At 45.9% G+C, this 19,682-nt stretch carries 13 protein-coding genes and 1 pseudogene; all 14 read left to right on the forward strand.

Features of this window, described 5'->3' with window-relative positions; genetic code table 11:
* Positions 1-74: 74 nt before the first annotated feature.
* Positions 75-425 (forward strand): annotated as a pseudogene (locus tag HED67_RS11170) (23S rRNA (uracil-5-)-methyltransferase RumA); the annotation flags it as partial.
* A 114-nt stretch (positions 426-539) separates the two neighbouring features.
* Complete coding sequence (locus HED67_RS11175) at positions 540-719, forward strand: hypothetical protein (protein WP_118280264.1); 180 nt, start codon at positions 540-542, stop codon at positions 717-719.
* A gap of 125 nt (positions 720-844) precedes the next feature.
* A complete protein-coding gene (locus tag HED67_RS11180) occupies positions 845-1,672 on the forward strand; it encodes a ParA family protein (RefSeq protein WP_118633363.1) in 828 nt (275 codons plus the stop codon).
* On the forward strand, positions 1,626-2,561 hold the full coding sequence (locus tag HED67_RS11185; protein ID WP_195523160.1) for a ParB/RepB/Spo0J family partition protein: 936 nt from the start codon (positions 1,626-1,628) through the stop codon (positions 2,559-2,561). The genes HED67_RS11180 and HED67_RS11185 overlap by 47 nt, the downstream gene beginning before the upstream one ends.
* Before the next feature lie 189 nt (positions 2,562-2,750).
* Positions 2,751-6,893: a SpaA isopeptide-forming pilin-related protein gene (locus tag HED67_RS11190; protein WP_221718349.1), complete on the forward strand. Its 4,143-nt coding sequence runs from the start codon at positions 2,751-2,753 to the stop codon at positions 6,891-6,893.
* A 145-nt stretch (positions 6,894-7,038) separates the two neighbouring features.
* Positions 7,039-7,341 carry a hypothetical protein gene (locus HED67_RS11195; protein ID WP_117638563.1) on the forward strand — a complete coding sequence of 101 codons (303 nt, stop codon included), beginning with the start codon at positions 7,039-7,041 and terminating at the stop codon, positions 7,339-7,341.
* 10 nt (positions 7,342-7,351) lie between these two features.
* Positions 7,352-7,624, forward strand: a complete 273-nt coding sequence (locus tag HED67_RS11200) for a hypothetical protein (protein ID WP_221718350.1) — start codon at positions 7,352-7,354, stop codon at positions 7,622-7,624.
* A gap of 128 nt (positions 7,625-7,752) precedes the next feature.
* The gene (locus HED67_RS11205; RefSeq protein ID WP_246612200.1) at positions 7,753-8,460 is read left to right on the forward strand and encodes a hypothetical protein; all 708 of its coding nucleotides are present in this window, start codon (positions 7,753-7,755) and stop codon (positions 8,458-8,460) included.
* A 33-nt stretch (positions 8,461-8,493) separates the two neighbouring features.
* Positions 8,494-8,700 carry a hypothetical protein gene (locus HED67_RS11210; protein ID WP_006857236.1) on the forward strand — a complete coding sequence of 69 codons (207 nt, stop codon included), beginning with the start codon at positions 8,494-8,496 and terminating at the stop codon, positions 8,698-8,700.
* A 47-nt stretch (positions 8,701-8,747) separates the two neighbouring features.
* Entirely contained in the window at positions 8,748-16,511 is a 7,764-nt protein-coding gene (locus tag HED67_RS11215) for an LPD25 domain-containing protein (RefSeq protein ID WP_221718351.1), read from the forward strand.
* Positions 16,512-16,570: 59 nt separating this feature from the next.
* The gene (locus HED67_RS11220) at positions 16,571-16,918 is read left to right on the forward strand and encodes a DUF6664 family protein (protein WP_221718352.1); all 348 of its coding nucleotides are present in this window, start codon (positions 16,571-16,573) and stop codon (positions 16,916-16,918) included.
* Between the two features lie 115 nt (positions 16,919-17,033).
* Positions 17,034-18,200 (forward strand): hypothetical protein, encoded by a 1,167-nt coding sequence (locus tag HED67_RS11225; RefSeq protein ID WP_221718353.1) that lies wholly within the window; start codon positions 17,034-17,036, stop codon positions 18,198-18,200.
* Between the two features lie 82 nt (positions 18,201-18,282).
* A complete protein-coding gene (locus HED67_RS11230; protein WP_221718354.1) occupies positions 18,283-19,272 on the forward strand; it encodes a DUF3991 and TOPRIM domain-containing protein in 990 nt (329 codons plus the stop codon).
* Positions 19,273-19,346: 74 nt separating this feature from the next.
* Positions 19,347-19,640 (forward strand): hypothetical protein, encoded by a 294-nt coding sequence (locus HED67_RS11235; protein WP_221718355.1) that lies wholly within the window; start codon positions 19,347-19,349, stop codon positions 19,638-19,640.
* Positions 19,641-19,682: the final 42 nt, after the last annotated feature.

The raw sequence follows: 19,682 nt of genomic DNA on the forward strand, positions 1-19,682 counted from the left end.
AGACAAAGTGAAAAAAATGTGTTCCGATATAAGTGACGAGGTAAAGGGTGTGTGTTCCGATGTTAGTCTCAACACATGTAGAGACGGTAGTACTGCTTTCCCACAAAAAGCCAGACGGACATATCAACGTAAAAGTTGAGTTTGGCGAGGGTGAGGGAAAAGTTCCACTTGATAATATTGCTAAAAGAGCCGAAGAATACAAGCCCAAGGAACGAGTGACCTACAAAATGATAAAGGAGTACATAGAAGCAAAATACGGCTTCAAGGTACATACCGCATATATCGCAGAGGTAAAGAGAGATTTAGGCTTGCCAATGTACGATGCTCCTAATGCGGTAGAGGAATTGAAACAGCCGAGGAAGCATCCGACAGCAGAGAAAGTGGAAGCCATAAAGGATGCGTTGAAGCATTTTGAAGTGATTTAATGAGGATAGGCGTATCATTAGAAATAGTGGTACGCTTATTTTTATCCCTTTTTGCAGATTTGTCCTTTCCCCTGCTTTCCAATATAATGAAGCTAAAGAAGTGGAGGTGTGCTTATGAGAGAGAAATTTAATCATCTGTATTTGGATAGCCACGAAAGAAAACTTTTAATACATAGCCTTGTAGAGTTAAAAAATCAGCTCATTCAGCAAGGCAGATATACGGATTGTGTTGACGAGCTTGTTTTTAAGGTCATAAATGCACCGACCAAGAGAATGAAAATTGAATATGTCTAAGGCAAATTTCAAAGCCGCTTATTCTTATTGATTTTAAGAGTAGGCGGCTTTTTTGCGTTCTCTGGTACTGTTTACATAGCCACTTTGACAAAGTGGCTAAATCTATGTGAAAGGAGGACGCATCTATGTCAAATTGCAAAGTGATTGCTCTGACTAACCAGAAAGGCGGTGTCGGAAAAACAACCACAGCGGTCAATCTGGGCGTAAGTCTGGTGCAACAGGGTAAAAAAGTCCTGCTGATTGATGCCGATGCACAGGCAAATCTCACGATGGCTCTGGGTTATAACAGACCAGACGATATTCCCATAACGCTCTCTACTGTGATGCAGAACATCATAGACGATAAAACGCTTGATGTTTCACAGGGTATTATCCACCACAGAGAGGGCGTTGACCTGCTTCCGTCAAACATTGAGCTGTCTGGCTTTGAGGTAAGGCTAATCAATGCAATGAGCCGTGAGCGTGTGCTGAAAACCTATGTCAATGAGGTTAAAAAGAATTACGATTATGTGCTTATTGATTGTATGCCGAGCTTAGGTATGATAACCATCAATGCTCTGGCGGCGGCTGACAGCGTGATTATCCCTACACAGCCCCACTATCTCTCGGCTAAAGGTCTGGAGCTTTTACTTCGCTCCGTATCAATGGTCAAGCGGCAAATCAACCCAAAGCTGCGGATAGACGGTATCTTAATGACTATGGTAATGCCCCGTACCAACATTTCTAAGGAAATTACGGCAACGGTCAAAAGTGCATACGGTAAGAAAATCAAGGTATTTGATACCGAGATACCTCATTCTATCCGTGCGGTGGAAGCTACCGCAGAAGGCAAAAGTATCTTTGCCTACGACAAAAGCGGCAAGGTTGCCGCAGCCTATGAGCAGTTCGGAAAGGAGGTGGCAGAGATTGGCGAGAAGCAGAGAAACCAAAATCGAGCTGACCGCATACGATGACCTTTTCCAAACGGACGAAAGCCGTGAGGAAGAAAAGCTCTCTAAGATAAGGGATATTCCCATATCGGAGATTGACGAGTTTCCAGACCACCCGTTCAAGGTTTTAATGGACGAAGATATGGAACAGCTTGTCGAGAGTATCAAGCGAAACGGTGTAATGACCCCTGCGACAGTTCGCTTAAAAGAGGACGGACGGTATGAGCTTATCAGCGGTCACAGGCGAAAAAAGGCTTGTGAACTTGCGGGGCTTGAAACGCTGAAATGCGAGGTTAAAGAGCTTACCCGTGACGAAGCCATTATTGTGATGGTGGAAAGTAATCTCCAACGCTCCGTTATTCTACCAAGTGAAAAAGCCTTTGCGTATAAAATGCGGTTGGAAGCTATGAAACGACAAGGTGAAAGAAGTGATTTAACTTCGTCCCCAATGGGGACAAAGTTGAGGAGTGATGCTGAACTTGCCGAAAAGGTTGGAGAAAGCCGCAATCAAATTCAGAGGTATATCCGTCTAACGGAGCTTGTTCCCGAAATCCTGCAAATGGTAGATGAAAGGCAGATTGCTTTTCGTCCTGCGGTTGAGGTTTCTTATCTGACCGAGGAACAGCAATACACCCTGCTTGAAGCAATGGAGTACAACGATGCTACCCCGTCATTGGCACAGGCTATCAAAATGAAGAAGTATAACCACGACGGCAAGCTCACTTCCGAGGTTATCCAGTCCATTATGGAGGAAGAAAAGCCCAACCAGAAGGAAAAACCTGCTTTCCGTGACGAGAGGATAACCAAGCTCATTCCCAAGACTGTTCCCAGAGGGCAGGAAACGGATTTTGTTGTCAAGGCGTTGGAGTTTTATAACCGACACTTGCAGCGGAACAAGGCTCACGAGAGATAGCCACACATCGAGGGCGAGGTCTGCCCATTTGAGTGGATAGTCATTATTTCGGCTTCCCCCTCTCCACACCTCACCCCCTAACTACTGCCAGTAACTATCCGAGAAAAGAAATACTTTAGGCTGTCCATAACGGGCAGCTTTTTTCGGTCAGTAAGGCAAAATATTCAATCCAAATTACAGGAGGTAACAATGAAAATCCCTAAATTGTTCAAAAAGGCTGCGGCTTTTGTAATGGCTGCGGTCACGGCATTATCCATAATGCCTGCGACGGCGTTTGCTGCGGGTGACATCGGGACGATTTCCTTTTCCCACACCTATGACAGCAACGGTAATGCGATGAGGTACAATTCCAGTGCGAATATCGGCAGCTATACCGCAGGCGGAACGGGAAATTATAAGTACCGTATGTTTGTGGACGGTGAGAATGCGTTTTGTATTCAGCCAGGAGTACCGCTGAAAACAGGAAACACCTTGAAAAAGGCTTCCTCTGATACTTGGAACGCCCTTTCAGCCAATCAGAAAAAGGCGGTTGGGCTTGCCCTGCTCTATGGGTATCAGGGCAACCGAAATAATCTGTCGGGAAGTGATGATGAAAAATGGCTTGCCACGCAGACACTCGTTTGGGAGTTTGTCACAGGCTGCCGTGAAGCCACAGGCTCATATAACCAGACAAGCACTACCGTTTACAGCCTGCACTTCGGTTCAAATTATGCCAACAGCGGAGCAAGGGCAGTGTATGACCAGATTGTTGCAATGCTGCGTGAGCATAACACCATTCCGAGCTTTATGTCGGGCGGTAAGAATGACATCACAAAGGAGCTTGCCTACAAGGACGGAAAGTACAGCATCACATTGACGGACAGCAACGGCGTCCTTTCCGATTACAGCTTTTCAAGCTCTGACAGCAATGTGAGTGTATCGAAGTCTGGAAATAAGCTGACAATCAGCTCCACCGTAGCTATCAGCGGTTCTGTCCGCATTACGGCAAAGAGGAACAATGTGCCGACTGTCAGCAGCAGTGCAAAGCTCATTGCCTATGGCGACCCGAACTTGCAGGATTTGGTAACAGGTGTGGAGAATGCTGATACCGTGTCTGCATATATCAATATCGAAACGCCGACAGGCACGATTGCCCTCAAAAAGACTTCTGAGGACGGAGTTGTGGAGGGCATCTCTTTTACAATCAAAGGTGATAACTTCAATAAGACAGTTAAGACAGGAAAGGACGGCTCTGTCTCCGTGGAGGGATTATTCCCTGGCACTTATACCGTCACAGAACAGTCCATTGACCGTTATGAGCCGCAGAAAACCCAGACCGTGACCCTTATTGGAGGAAAAACCTCTGCTGTGACCTTCAGCAATACTTTGAAGCGTGGCAGTCTGGAAATCGTCAAGACTTCCGAGGACAATCTGGTGGAGGGAATAAAATTCCACCTTTACGGCACATCTTTAAGCGGCTTGCCTGTTGACGAGTATGCCGTGACTGATAAAAACGGTCTGGCAAAGTTTGAAAATGTCCTTATCAGCGGCGATACCCCGTATGTGGTTGAGGAAGTGGATACCGCAGTCCGCTATGTCGTTCCTGCTTCCCAGACAGCTCCGATTGAATGGAACAAGGTCACAAAACGCAGCTTCGATAATGTATTGAAGAAATTCCAAGTGACTGTGACAAAGACCGATGCAGAAACAGGTTCTCCGCAGGGCGACGCTTCTCTTGCGGGTGCGGTTTACGGCATCTATAAGGGTGAGGAACTGATTGACACCTACACGACTGATGAAAACGGTCAGTTTACGACCAAGTATTATATCTGTGACAATGATTGGACTGTCCGTGAAATCAGCCCGTCCGAGGGATATCTTCTGGATACCGCAATCCACAAGGTAGGTGCAGAACCAGAGCTATACACGGTAGAGCTGAACAGTACCGAAAACGATGTGAATGAACAGGTCATCAAAGGCAATATCGCACTCATCAAGCATACGGATAACGGGGAAACCCAGATTGAAACACCCGAAGAAGGTGCGGTATTTGAAGTGTTCCTCAAATCTGCAGGCAGCTATGAAAATGCAAAGGAAACCGAGCGTGATGTGCTGACCTGTGACGAGAACGGTTTTGCCCAGACAAAGGATATGCCGTATGGCATTTATACCGTCCGCCAGACCTCTGGTTGGGAGGGGCGTGAACTGATGAAAGACTTTGATGTGTTTATCAGCAAGGACGGTCAGACCTACCGCTACCTTATCAACAACGCTAACTTTGAGAGCTATATCAAAATCGTAAAAAAAGATGCAGAAACAGGCAATACAATCCCGTATGCAGGTGCAGGCTTCCAGATTTACGACCCAAATGGAAACCTTGTGACTATGACTTTCACTTATCCCGAAGTGTCGACCATTGACACCTTCTATACTACGGCAGACGGCGACCTTATCACACCGCAGACGTTGGAATACGGCAAAGGCTATTCCCTTGTGGAAGTGCAAGCCCCGTATGGGTATGTCTTAAATTCCGAGCCTGTTTATTTTGATGTAGTGCAGGAAAACTCCGAGGAAGAAAGCGGCATTACCATTATTGAGGTAGTACGCTCCAATATGGCACAGAAAGGTACAATTACCGTAGAAAAGTCTGGCGAAGTATTCAGCTCCGTGGCAGGCGATAAGGGATTGTATCAGCCGATTTTCTCTGTCAGCGGTCTTGAGGGTGCAGTCTATGAGATTACCGCAGCCGAGGATATTGTCACTCTGGACGGAACGGTCAGAGCAAACAAGGGCGAGGTTGTGGATACCGTTACGACAGGAAAGGACGGTACAGCAAAATCCAAAGAACTGTATCTCGGAAAATATGAGGTTAAGGAAATCACAGCTCCGTATGGAATGGTGCTGAATGAGGAAGTTCGTTCTGTTGAGCTTGTGTATGAAGGACAGAATGTTGATGTAACGGAAACGGCTACTTCTTTCTATAATGAAAGACAGCGTGTTGAAATCGACCTCATCAAGAGCCTTGCCATTGATGAAGCCTACGGCATTGGCAAGAATGGAGAAATCTTTGATGTGACCTTTGGCTTGTATGCGGCGGAGGAACTCACAGCCGCAAATGGAAAGACCATTCCTGCGGACGGTCTGATTGAGGTCATTTCCCTTGATGAAAGCGGTCACGGGAAAGCAATCAGCGACCTGCCGATGGGCAGCTATTATGTGCAGGAAATCTCGACCAACTCCGCATATATTGTCAGCGATGCAAAATACCCTGTTACTTTTGAATACGCAGGACAGGATACCGAAACTATCCGCATTACAGCCAACGAGGGCGAAGCTATCACAAATGACATTATTTACGGCTCTGTAAGCGGTAAGAAATCTGATGAGGACGGAAAAACTCTAGGCGGTGCAGTTATCGGTATCTTCAAGACAGGAACTACCGAGTTTACAAAGGAAAATGCGATTGCCGCTACCACATCAAAAGATGATGGTAGTTTTTCTTTTACCAAAGTGCCGTATGGAACTTGGATAATCCGTGAAATCGAAAGCCCGAAGGGATATGTACTCTCCGAGGAAGAAATCGCCGTGACTATAGGTAAGGTGGACGAAGTTGTGGAAATCGAACTTGTCAACTACTTCATTAAGGGCAACATCGCTTTGACAAAGGTTGATGAGGATTATCCCGACAACAAGCTGTCTGGTGCGGTATTTGAGGTTTACTCCGATACTAATGGCAATGGGAAACTGGATAAAGACGATACACTGCTTGGCGAAATGAAAGAACTTGACGGCGGCGTTTACCAGATGAGTGAACTCCGCTACGGCAAATATCTGGTAAAGGAAACCAAAGCCCCGACAGGCTTTGTGCTTGATGAAAATGTGTATGCCGTATCCATCGAGGAGAACGGCAAGACCTACACCGTGGAAAACAAGGCGGGTGTTGGTTTTATCAATGCAGCACAGAAAGGCTCTCTTAAAATCGTAAAGACTTCCTCTGACGGTAAGGTGGAGGGCTTCTCTTTCCGAGTGACAGGCGTGGACTATGACCAGACCTTTAAGACAGATAAGAACGGAGAAATCGTGATTGAGGGCATGCGGATTGGCGACTATACCGTATCCGAAGTAAGCGACAAGGCTTCCGCAGGATATATCCTTCCTGCCGATAAACAGGTAACGGTAAAGGTGAATGCTACGGCTATCGTGCAGATGCACAATGAGTTCAGGGATACTCCGAAAACAGGCGACGACTTCAATCTGGGCTTATGGGTAAGCCTTGCGGCTCTGTCTGTTGTCGGTGCGGGTGTTCTCGGATTTGTTGGCTATAAGAACAGAAAGAAGAAAAAGGAGGACTAATTGATGGACGCTAAAACCATTATCGCAATCGTGCTTGTCGTGTTCATTGTGGGTGCGGCGGTATGGCTGAATATCCGTAACAGAAAGAATAAGTAAGTGGTTTGGGCGGCTGAAAGATGCCGCCCTTTCCTTTATGGAGGTAAAGATGAGAAACCTAAAAACCATTGAAAAGAAAGTCAGAGCTGTTCTGGAAAAGAATGAAGATGCCAGAAATGACGATATGGTGCTGTATCTTGTACTTTGTAATGCCTGTCTGAAGGACGCAGGGGCAATGCCGCTTGCAGAGATAATGACGCAGCACAAATATCTCGGTCTGCCGAGCTTTGAGAGTGTCAGCAGGACACGCCGCAAGCTACAGGCACAGCATCCAGAGCTTGCAGGGAGTCACCCTGTGCAAAAAATGAGAGCCACGGGCGAAAAAGCCTATCGGCGTTATGCCAAAGAATAGAGAGGTGTTTATGGACGAAGAAAAACGCTCCAATCAGAACTATGAAATCATCGAGAGCTGTACTATCGGGAGTACAGAGCTTGTCATCGGTCACAATCCCAACGCACCCAACCCTTATGTGTGTTGGTACTGCAAGGGCGGCTCAAATTATTTCTGGGGTTATTACACGAATGAGCTTGATGTTGCACGGCAAAAGCTGAATGAACGATACCAGTCAGAGTGCCATATGCCCTATAATCAGCCTGCCCAGAAGCAGAAAAACGGTGATGACCGTGAGCGATAAAATAAAATATGACTGCACGACCTGTCCTTATCCCCGATATAAGGACGGGTCAGTTATTTTCTGCGATGTCTGTATCCGCAAGATTTTAGACAAACAGAAGGAGAAAAAGGAAAGAAAGGAGCAGCCGAATGAGTAAAGAAATAAAGACAAGACCTTTGACCCAGACAGAACAGAAATACACCTATGCCCAAAGTATGCAGCTTGAGGGGCAGACAGGTACTATCGGACATCTGCGTGGTGACTTTGCCACAACGGGCTATGGATTCTACACTACTTGGTTTGATACCAGACCACAATGGAAATCTGATGAATTTAAGGCAGACCTTGATACGGTCATCAATGCTTTACGGGAGGATAAAGGGCTTTTGCATAACCGCTATGATATGAGTGCGTTTGCAAGGCATTTTCCCGAAAGTGCGATAAAGGGCAACTATTGTACTGAGTACGGTTTCCGTGTAGATACGGAGAAACACGCTTTTCTGCTTCGGTGCAATCCCACCAAAGGCGATTATAATTTTTATTGCTATTGCTATGTGAAGGAATGGCTTGATAAGCATATCCAGAAAGCAGAACAAGGTATCCGATTTATTGACCCTCAATATAAAGAACTGTTCCGTATCCCAGACGGCGGAAAGGTCATTGTCACGACCTCTCGGGGAGAGAAACGGGAGTATCCCTGCCGCTTTATTGATGAATACCATACCGAAGTCGGCAGCAATCTGTACCACATCTGCGAGTTTGCCGAGCGTATGCAGAAAAACGGGGCGACCTATGAGCCGAAACCTGCGGAACAAACGCCGCAGAAAACACCGAAGCACAAGGATTTAGAACGATAAGGAGGATTTAGAACGATAAGGAGGATTTAGAATATGGCTGTTAATCAGAAAGCCGTCAAGGTCTTGAATAAGGTCTTGGAAGCAGGCTTTACCGATGAAAAAGCGATTGCCGCTATGACTATGGACGATATTCTTTCTATGCAGGGCATTACGGTTGCGGATATTACCCTCATCAATGACCTGCAAAAGAGCATTAAATCGAACAAGGTCATTTCTTTTCTTGGCGGTGGTGCGGAGTGAGTAAACAGGAATATTTGAAACAGAAACGATAAGGAGGTGTAGGTTGAATGGCAGCGAAGTATCAGCTAATCACAGAGCTGTATCGGCGTACAGGCGTTGCAGTTGCAAAAAATCCGCAGGCGTGGCAGGGCTTTCTGTCCTCTGCCTGCCGCAACTATAAATGCCGTTTTGACGAACAGCTTTTAATATACGCCCAACGCCCCGATGCTGTCGCCGTTGCGAAGCTCGAAACTTGGAACAGTCAGTTCAAACGTTGGGTCAATAAGGACAGCAAGGGTATTGCCGTATTTGACCCGAAAGGTCGCAGGAATACGCTGAAATACTATTTTGATGTGTCCGACACCCACGAGGGCTATTATGGCAGCCACCCTGTTCCGATATGGCAGATGGATGAGCGATACGAGCAGGCTGTTATGGAAAGGCTCTCGGACAGGTTTGGAGATGTGGAAAGCATTGACCTTGCTTCTGCCTTAATGGAAACGGCAAAGAACGCCGTGGAGGACAATCTGCAAGACTATTTTTCTCAGTTAAAGGACTGCACGAAAGACAGCTTTTTGGAAGAACTGGACGACTTTAATATAGAAGTCATTTACAGGCGGCTGGCAGCAAACAGCGTTGCTTTTATGCTGATCAGCCGCTGCGGTCTGGATACGAATGAGTTTTTTGACAGAGAGGATTTTGTGGATATTGTAAATTTCAATACCCCTGCATCGATAAACGCCATCGGCATTGCCACGAGCGATATTGCGGAAATGGCGTTACGGGAAATCTCACAGTCTATCCGAAATGTGCAAATAGCGGGAAAAGACCAGAATCGCACCTTTGCACAAAGAACGCAGGCTCAGTATGATAAAGGCAGACAACAACCCGAAAGGAGCGAATACAATGAGCGAAATCACTTACAGCAGACAGGGGGATTATCTTATTCCCGACCTAACATTACCGACAGAGCCAGAGCTTCCGCTTGGCAGGTACGCTTTGATGCACAGGGATTATCTGGAGAAACACAAAAGAGTGACCTATCTCAACTTGCTGACATCGGGCAGACTGAACGGGCATCTGCACGAGGTAGAGCAGACAGCACTCCAGAGGTTGGAGCTTCTGACGAAGCGGCTCTCAGCCGAGCAGGGCGTGACAGAGGAACTGAAAGAGAAAGCACCGATGCAGTGGGTCGGACTGATGAACAACATCCGCAACCAAGCGGAGGAAGTGATACTGACCGAACTGATTTACAAGTAAGCGTTGCCAAAGATGATGAGGTCAGGGTCAATCTTCCAACCGTAGATGAACAAATCGAAATGATAGCAAAAGCAGAGGACGAAAAAGCCTCTGCTTTTGCTATTTCCAAAGAAGATATTGACTCCGTATTTCAGAAAGGCAGCGGCGTTGCGGACGGAAAATACCGCATCTACCGCCAATTTCAAAAGGGCGAGGATAGACAGAAAAATATTGAGTTCCTTAAAAATGAGTATGGAACGGGCGGCGGTACGCACATCTTCCCCGATGGTTTCAGCGGTCATTCTTGGCATGACAGCAAAGGTCTTGCCATTGACCGAAACGGCACTTATACCAATCACGACCTTGTGTTGAAATGGTCAGAGGTTGAAAAGCGTCTGCGTGAGCTGATTAAGGATAACCGCTATCTCAATCCGAAAGAAAAAGACCATTATGCCGATTATCTTGAGAGCGTGTCAGCTCCCCAATATGAGATTGACACCCAGAGGAAAATAGCAAGGCAGCGTTTTATCGACGCCCACCGTGACCTGCCGCCTGCTGACAAACGGGATACCCTTGCTTTGCGGCTATCTGACTTTATCCGTGACTTGGACAGGTACGAAAAAGACCTGTTATCTGTTGTGGAACGAAGCGACCTTGCAGATGTTACCGCCGAGCAAATGGAACAGCACCTGTCCGACCCCTCAACCGTTCAACAGCTCATAGACTTTCTTGCACAGGTACAATGGAAAACGACCTCAGTTTTCAGCCGCAGTAATGGGTGGAAGTTCACCGAGGAATTAAGGGAGCTGCACCCACTCCGCTACCTCTACAATGAGGGCGATGTGGTGTATATCGGTGCGGATAAATATGAGATTGCAACACTTACTGAGGAAAAGGTCTACCTGCAAAATGCCGAGTTCCCTATCTTGGGGCAGGAATACAGCCGAGCCGACTTTGAAGAAAAGCTAACGGAAAATCCTGCAAACGACCATCTGAAGGTGGTCGTAACCGAGAAACAGAGGACAGAAACACCGTCCGAGAAAAAGCAGGACGGAATACAGTTTTCTATCGGTTTTTCTGAGCACCCTGCCTTTTATGACAGACAGCTTAATGACCGCTATACGGATTTGAGCTTTGCTCTGGGTAATAAGATGCTTGGTATTTTGGACGAGAAACAGCACCGTGAGCGTGAGGGCGATAAAAATATCGGGTGGTATCACAAGACAGATTTTGTTATCAAGGCTGTTATCGGCGGCGAGGAATTTAACTATGAAGGGCGGTTTGATATTGGCGATGGTGAGGGCGATTTAATTGCCCACATTAAGAATTTTTACGATTATGCCTTATCTCCAAAGGGCGAACAGCTATATGGAGATGACCGAGAAAGCCTGCTCCGTGGCAGAGATGAGTTTATCCCATTTTTGGAACAGCACACCGAGCTGACCCAAGAGGACGAGAAGCTCCTTGATGAGATTATGGCTACCGAAAGTGATTGGTACAGGACAGCCGAGGAAGCCGAAGAAAAACCACAGGCGTATGCCGATATAATGAATGGCTCAGAAGCTCCTGCCATTGAAATGGAGCAATCCGCAGACGACCTCATAGGCAGGGAAATCATCATAGATAACCGTAAATATCTCATTGAGAACATTGGCAAAATCAGCGGCGATGTGTCCCTGCGTGACATCACATTCCAGAACAATGTGGGCTTTCCGATAAACCGAGTGGAGAAAATCGGCTATATCCAAAAGCTATTGGAACAGGAAAAAACCGAATTACCGCCCAAAGAAAAAACGGAAGCTCCTGCCGCAGACCGTCATAATTTCCGTATTATTGATGACGCCATCGGTGTCGGCGGGGCAAAAGAAAAATTCCGTAACAATATGGCGGCAATCAACCTGCTGCACGAGCTTGAAATCGAAAACCGCCTTGCCACACCCGAAGAACAGGAAGTCCTATCTCGGTATGTCGGTTGGGGCGGTCTTTCTATGGCATTTGACGAACACAATGCGGCGTGGGCGGAGGAGTTTAAGGAGCTATATGCCAGCCTTTCCCCAGAGGAATACCGTGCCGCTATGGAGTCAACGCTGACCGCTTTTTATACGCCGCCTGTTGTTATCAAGGCGATGTATGGCGCACTTGACCGCCTGGGCTTTTCACAGGGCAATATCTTGGAGCCGTCCTGCGGTACAGGCAATTTCTTTGGTCTGCTTCCTGATAGTATGCAAAACAGCAAGCTCCACGGTGTGGAAATCGACTCTCTTACAGGCAGGATTGCAAAACAGCTCTACCAAAAAGCGAACATTGCCATTGAGGGCTTTGAGAAAACGAATCTCCCAGACGACCATTTTGATGTAGTTCTCGGCAATGTGCCGTTTGGTGAGATAAGGGTCAATGACAGCCGATACAACGCCCAGAAGTTCCTCATACACGACTACTTTTTCGCAAAGGCTCTTGATAAAGTTCGTGCGGGCGGTGTTGTTGCGTTCATTACCTCTAAGGGAACAATGGATAAGGCAAGCCCCGAAATACGCAAGTATATTGCTCAGAGAGCCGAGCTGCTCGGAGCTATCCGTCTGCCTGACAACACTTTTAAGGCAAACGCAGGCACGGAGGTTACGAGCGATATTCTTATCCTGCAAAAGCGTGACCGAGTGATGGATATAGAGCCAGACTGGGTACACCTTGATACAGACGAAAACGGTGTTACGATGAACAGATATTTTGTCGAACACCCCGAAATGGTGTTGGGCGAAATAAAGATGGAAAGCACACGCTTTGGTACTTTTGAGCCTGTTTGTAAAGCCCATAAGGATATACCACTTTCCGAGCTTCTGTCCAATGCAGTTCAGAGGATAAACGGCGAAATCCCAGAGCTTGATAATAGGGTTGATGAAATCTCCGATGAGCAGGAGCTTTCCGTTCCTGCTGACCCGAATGTGCGTAACTTCTCTTTTACTCTGGTGGACGGCAGGGTTTACTTCCGAGAGAACGACCGTATGCAACCTGCTTCTGTGTCGATGACCGCAGAAAACCGTATTAAGGGACTTATCCAAATCCGTGACTGTGTGCGTAAGCTCATTGAGTATCAGACCGAGGATTACCCAGAGGAAATGATACGCACCGAGCAGGAAAACCTCAACCGTCTGTATGATGTTTATACCGCAAAATACGGTCTAATCAACAGCCGAGGAAACTATCTTGCTTTTGCTTCAGACGAGAGCTACTTCCTTTTATGTTCTCTGGAGGTGCTTGATGATGAGGGCAACTTCAAACGGAAGGCAGATATGTTCACAAAGCGGACTATCAAGCCCCACCGTGAGATTACCTCTGTTGAAACCGCAAGCGAAGCCCTCGCCCTCTCTATCGGGGAGAAAGCCCGTGTTGATTTGCCTTATATGGAGCAGCTCACAGGCAAAATGCAGGCTGAGCTTGTGCAGGATTTACAAGGTGTTATCTTCAAAGTACCGAACTGTGAGCCTGTTTCCTATGTAGCCGCAGACGAGTATCTGTCGGGAAATGTCCGAAACAAGCTGACGGTTGCGGAGCTTGCTGCCAAGAATGACCCAGAGCTTGCAGTTAATGTGGAAGCCTTGAAAAAGGTCATTCCCAAAGACCTATCGGCGGCGGAAATCTCTGTCCGTCTGGGTGCGACTTGGATACCGCAGGAAGATATACAGCGGTTTGTGATGGAGCTTTTAACTCCGTCAAGCTATGCCGCAGGCAGATTAAAGGTACGATACACCCCGATAAACGGAGACTGGTTCATAGAAAATAAAAGCTCCGATATGGGGAATGTAAAGGCGGACAGTACCTATGGTACGAAAAGGGCTTCCGCCTATCGCATTATTGAGGACACCTTAAACCTGCGTGACACCCGTATCTTTGATTATGTGTATGACGAACACGGCAATAAAAAAGCGGTGTTCAATGCAAAGGAAACCACGGCGGCACAGGCGAAGCAGGAAGTCATCAAGCAGGCGTTTCAGGATTGGTTATGGAAAGACTCAGAACGGCGAAACCGCCTTGTCCGTTATTACAACGACACTTTTAACTCTGTGCGACCCCGTGAGTATGACGGAAGCCATATCACTTTTGGAGGTATCAGTCCAGAAATCACACTAAGACCCCATCAAGTCAACGCTATCGCCCATATCCTTTATGGCGGCAATACGCTTCTTGCCCATAAGGTGGGAGCAGGAAAAACCTTTGAAATGGTAGCCGCCGCACAGGAAAGCAAACGGCTCGGTTTATGCCAGAAATCCATGTTTGTTGTGCCGAATCATCTTGTCGGTCAGTGGGCTTCTGAGTATCTGCGGCTCTATCCGAGTGCAAATATCCTTGTTACAACAAAGCAGGATTTTGAAACAGGAAACCGCAAGAAGTTCTGCGGTAGGATTGCCACAGGCGACTATGATGCAGTCATTATTGGGCATTCTCAGTTTGAAAAAATTCCGATGAGCATAGAACGACAGCGGGAACAGTTGGAGAAGCAGCTTGATGATATTGAGCGTGGCATTGATGATGTGCAGGCTTCCAAAGGCGAGCAGTTCACGGTCAAACAGCTAATGAAAACCCGAAAGGCAATCAAGACGAAGCTCGAAAAGCTTAACGACACCAAGCGTAAGGATACGGTTATCGACTTTGAACAGCTCGGCGTTGACAGGCTTTTCATTGATGAGAGCCATTTTTATAAGAATTTGTACCTCTACACCAAGATGCGAAATGTAGGCGGTATCGCCCAGACCGAAGCCCAGAAATCAAGCGACCTCTTTATGAAATGCCGCTATCTGGACGAAATCACGGGCAACCGTGGCACGGTTTTCGCAACGGGTACGCCTGTCAGCAATTCAATGGTTGAGCTGTACTCCGTTCAGAGGTACTTGCAGTATGACACCCTTGCACAGAATGGTTTGCAGCATTTTGACAGTTGGGCTTCTACCTTTGGAGAAACGGTTACAGCTCTGGAATTAGCACCCGAAGGCACAAATTACCGAGCCAAGACGAGGTTTGCCAAGTTCTATAACCTGCCAGAGCTGATGCAGATGTTCCGTGAGGTGGCGGATATTCAGACCGCCGATATGCTAAAGCTCCCCGTGCCAAAGGTCAATTACCACAATATTAAGACCAAGCCGAGCGAGATACAGACCGAGATGGTAGCTTCCCTTGCGAAGCGGGCTGAGAAAGTCAGGGCAAGGCTTGTCGAGCCGAACATCGACAATATGCTCAAGATAACCAATGACGGGCGGAAACTGGCTCTTGACCAGAGGATGATTGACCCGATGCTGCCAGATGATCCAGACAGTAAAGTCAATGCCTGCGTGGATAATGTGTACCGCATCTGGGAGGAACACGCCGATACCAAAGCGACACAGCTTGTGTTCTGCGACCTGTCAACCCCGAAAAATGACGGCACTTTCAATGTCTACGACGATATGAGGGAGAAACTGATAGCCCGTGGTATCCCTGCGGAGCAGATACGATTTATCCACGAAGCGAACACCGATGCACAGAAAAAAGAGTTGTTCGGCAAGGTCAGAAGCGGCGAAGTCCGTGTGCTGTTCGGCTCTACTCCGAAGATGGGAGCAGGTATGAATGTGCAGGACAGGCTCATAGCAATCCATAACCTTGACTGTCCGTGGCGTCCTTCCGACCTTGAACAAAGGCAGGGGCGTATTGAACGGCAGGGAAATATGTTCCCAGAGGTGGAGGTTTACCGCTATGTGACCGAGCAAACTTTTGATGCCTACCTCTATCAGTTGGTGGAGAGCAAGCAGAAATTTATCAGCCAGATAATGACGAGCAAAAGCCCTGTACGCTCTGCCGAAGATGTGGACGAGGTTGCCCTGTCCTTTGCGGAGGTTAAAATGCTTGCCACAGGCGATGCCCGTTTTAAGGAAAAGATGGATTTGGATATACAGGTTTCCAAGCTCCGAGTGTTAAAGCAGAGTTATCTTTCCGAACATTACGACCTTGAGGACAGGGTGCTGAAATACTATCCCCAGACCATTAAGGAGTATGAGGAACGCATTGCAGGCTATGAAAATGATGTAGCTCTTGCCGAGCAGCACAAGCCGCAGGGCGAGGATAAGTTCTGCCCGATGACCCTAAAAGGCGTGACCTACACCGAAAAGGCAGACGCAGGCGAAATGCTTCTTGCAATCTGCAAGGATTATCCGATGTCTGCACCTACCGAAATCGGCAGCTATCGAGGTTTCCGAATGGAGATTTATTATGATACCGTCAACGCCCATTACTGTATGAACCTCTGCGGAAAGGCAAAGCATAAGGTGGATTTAGGCTCTGATGCTCTCGGAAATCTGACCCGAATTGAGAACGAGCTGTCAAAGCTCCTCGCCAGACTGGAAGCTGCCAAGACCAAAAAGGCGGAAACTATCGCACAGCTTGAAATCGCAAAGGAGGAAATCAAGAAGCCTTTTGCCTTTGAAGATGAGCTGAAAGAAAAAACAGAACGGCTGAACACTCTTAACATTGAGCTGAATCTGAATGAAAAAGATACTTCCGTTATGGATACCGAGCCAGAGCAGACAGAAGAACAGCCCGAAAGAAAATGTGCAAGTCGGGAGAGATAATGCGGTTTGCATATTTGTATTGCTGATTTCTGGGAAGTATAATAGGTGTAGATTAGTAAATGTCGGAGGTGAAAGGTGTGCTTGATAATTTCAGATTTGAAACCTTTGTTGATGTGCATAGCAACATTTTTTCGGAATATCTAAGCTCCGTTATCGCAAAGCTGCCCAAAGGAAATCCAGAATACCGTTCCACAGAGGAAAGGATAGAGGAACTCTACAAGGAGTATCCCAAAGTGATGGCAGTTTTGGATACGGAAAAGCCGAGTGATTTATCCGAGCAGGAGTGTAAGGCTTTGATAGAAGTTTTGGAGCTTCGGAACAGGCTCAGCGATATGCAGCAGGAAGCAATCTATTTCAGAGGGTGCTATGACAGCGTTGGGTATCTCAAAAAAGCAGGAATTTTATAACCGAGAAAAGACGGCATTGGCGTGGAGTTGATGCCGTCTTTTACATAGCCGAGAGATGGAAAAATTTATTGTAGTGTGGTATAATTACTCATTATAAATAAATGGGGGAATAATAATGACAAACTTTGACTTGCTGAAGCTACTTATGGATAAAAAGGTAGCTGACTCTTTTCAATTTTTTACTTCCTGTCAATACAAACTTGATATGGCTGAACTGAGCTATAACGCTCTTAAAAATCTAATTAAAAAGTATCAAGAGGAAGAAACAGAGGTTATAAACAAGGTATTTGAAGATGCAAAAAGGACAGGAAAAGGTACATATAAATTGCATAAAAATGTTGTTGACTTTTTCGGAATAGAAATTGACACGACAGTTGCGATTGAAAAAGTATTTATGGAAATAATGGGATTGCTTCATAATTTTTTCGATACTTTTGCTCAGTGGATAAATTCCAGCCTTTTTGGAGAACAGGCGTTGCCGATAAAAAGAGCTTCTCTGGTTAATGTGATTAATAAAATGAGTGCATTCCCAGAATATACAGACCAATTTATTACAGATTTTACTAATATAACAGCTAATCAGAATTATTCTTATGTAGCTGATTTTAATAACACTCAAAAGCATAGGTATCAATTATATGTGCAGAATAAATTTGATTTGTTCTCTGTGCAAGGAGAGGTAAGCATTCAAGAGTTTGAAAAAGATGGTAGAGTGCATATAAAGGAAGATGTATTGGATGTTGTATCAACTATTTTAGATTACTGTAAAAAACTTCTTAATGACTCCCAAACTTATGTAGAGAATTACTATAAAAACAATAATTGTAATTATGTGGAACACAGAATATATAATCCTCAAACATATATGTTTTTTGAAAATGAAGAGGACTATAAGCAACTGAAAAATGCAAAAAATCATTATCATTTTATTGAAGTAGATGCGAACAATATATTTCCGCAATACCAAATTATGCTTGTTTGTGATGGCTCGGAAGCTGATAATGATGAAGATAAACGCATTGAAATGTTTAATTCAGTATATCCGATTATTATGCTTAAAGATTGTAATAATGAAATTGTAGGCATATTAAAGCCAGAAGATAATGAAACATACAAATTAAGAGATGAGCATAACTTAATTTATCGAAAATATAGAAGCATAACTTCAGATTATCGGCAAGATATGTTTAATGCTATATGTTCAGGAGAGTTTCACTATTATCCATATCTGAGTAATGCTACTTTTTGTTATGACAAAAGTAATTCAACAACACAAGAATAACAAATAGAACTTACATAGCCGAGAGGTTTTCATTTAACGAAAGCCCCTCGGCTTTTTCTATTTCTGGAGGTGATTTTATCCATTGAGAACTAACCGACCCTATGTGCAGATTGACCCAGATGTGCTTGAACGGGTACGCCAGATTGACCTGTTATCATATCTGCGTGAGTTTGAGCCGAGCAATCTTGTTAAGGTCAAAGGCACAAGCAATGTGTACTGTACCACAGAACACGACAGCTTAAAGATTTCCAACGGTAAATGGTATTGGTGGTCGAGAGGTTTCGGCGGCTATTCTGCCCTCGATTATCTCATCAAGGTCAAGGAATATGACTTTGTGGAAGCCGTGGAAATTCTCACGGGACAGACGATGGCGGACTGGAAGCCACCCCCTGCTCCCAAGAAAGATGAACCGAAAGTCCTGCTCCTACCGCACCAAAATAAGGATTGTAACAGAGTGATACAGTATCTTTTCGGGCGTGGTATTGACTATCAACTCATACAGGAGTGTATCTCAGACGGTACGCTCTATGAGAGTGCCGATTATCACAATGCTGTTTTTATCGGCAAAGACGAAAGCGGAATACCGAAATATGCCGCCCTGCGAGGCACTTTCGGCAGCACTTTCAAGCAGGACGCATCGGGCAGCGACAAAAGGTATTCGTTCCGACTTCTGGCAAGAGAGCCGACGGATACCTTGCATTTATTTGAAGCCACCATTGATTTACTGTCCTATGCCACTTATCTGAAATGCGAGGGCAAGGACTACAAATCGGAAAGTCTGCTTTCTCTTTCGGGCGTGTATCAGCCAAAGAAAGAGATAAAGGACAGCAAAATTCCCATAGCCCTCACAACTTTTTTGAGTGTCAATCCACAAATTAAAACCATCGTTCTGCATCTGGATAATGACAAGGTAGGCAGGCTTTGTACTGCCACTTTGAAGGAACTGTTGCAGAAAGACTACAAAATCGTTGATGATCCACCGCCTGTCGGCAAGGACTTCAACGATTTTTTGTTGTCCTATCTGGAAATTGCAAGACCTATGCCCAAGCGTGAAAGGAGTGATGCCCGTTGATTGTGTAGTAGATTCTCACCAGAAAGACACCGAAACCAAATCAAAATTTAGTGCTGAAAGCGAGGAATGAACCATTGAAAAAGTATGATGTAACCCTTACCGCCCATTATCAAAAGACCGTTTCCGTCTATGCGGAAAGCCTCGAACAGGCAAAGGAAAAGACAAAAATTATCCTGTTCGATACCGACCTTATCAACTTTACCGATGATGATTTTGTCTGCGGCGAAGCCGATATTACCGAGCAGAGCGAGGACGGTCTTGATGGTGCGGGTGAGAATATATTACAGGAAAATGAGGATTGCTCGGACTGTCCGTACTTCTGCCCCGTGTGTGGTGAGTGTATGTATGAGGACGACTGCGAAGAATGAGATGTCTTACCAAGCACTGAATTTGGTTAGCCAAATTCGCTT

The organism is Pseudocoprococcus catus (assembly GCF_019734885.1).
Classification (GTDB): Bacteria; Bacillota; Clostridia; order Lachnospirales; family Lachnospiraceae; genus Coprococcus_A; species Coprococcus_A catus.

Coding starts and splice junctions, on each gene's coding strand:
- HED67_RS11190 (WP_221718349.1), top strand. CDS start 2,751: ATGAAAATCCCTAAATTGTTCAAAAAGGCTGCGGCTTTTGTAATGGCT.
- HED67_RS11180 (WP_118633363.1), top strand. CDS start 845: ATGTCAAATTGCAAAGTGATTGCTCTGACTAACCAGAAAGGCGGTGTC.
- HED67_RS11225 (WP_221718353.1), top strand. CDS start 17,034: ATGACAAACTTTGACTTGCTGAAGCTACTTATGGATAAAAAGGTAGCT.
- HED67_RS11205 (WP_246612200.1), top strand. CDS start 7,753: ATGAGTAAAGAAATAAAGACAAGACCTTTGACCCAGACAGAACAGAAA.
- HED67_RS11175 (WP_118280264.1), top strand. CDS start 540: ATGAGAGAGAAATTTAATCATCTGTATTTGGATAGCCACGAAAGAAAA.
- HED67_RS11215 (WP_221718351.1), top strand. CDS start 8,748: ATGGCAGCGAAGTATCAGCTAATCACAGAGCTGTATCGGCGTACAGGC.
- HED67_RS11210 (WP_006857236.1), top strand. CDS start 8,494: ATGGCTGTTAATCAGAAAGCCGTCAAGGTCTTGAATAAGGTCTTGGAA.
- HED67_RS11220 (WP_221718352.1), top strand. CDS start 16,571: ATGTCGGAGGTGAAAGGTGTGCTTGATAATTTCAGATTTGAAACCTTT.
- HED67_RS11195 (WP_117638563.1), top strand. CDS start 7,039: ATGAGAAACCTAAAAACCATTGAAAAGAAAGTCAGAGCTGTTCTGGAA.
- HED67_RS11200 (WP_221718350.1), top strand. CDS start 7,352: ATGGACGAAGAAAAACGCTCCAATCAGAACTATGAAATCATCGAGAGC.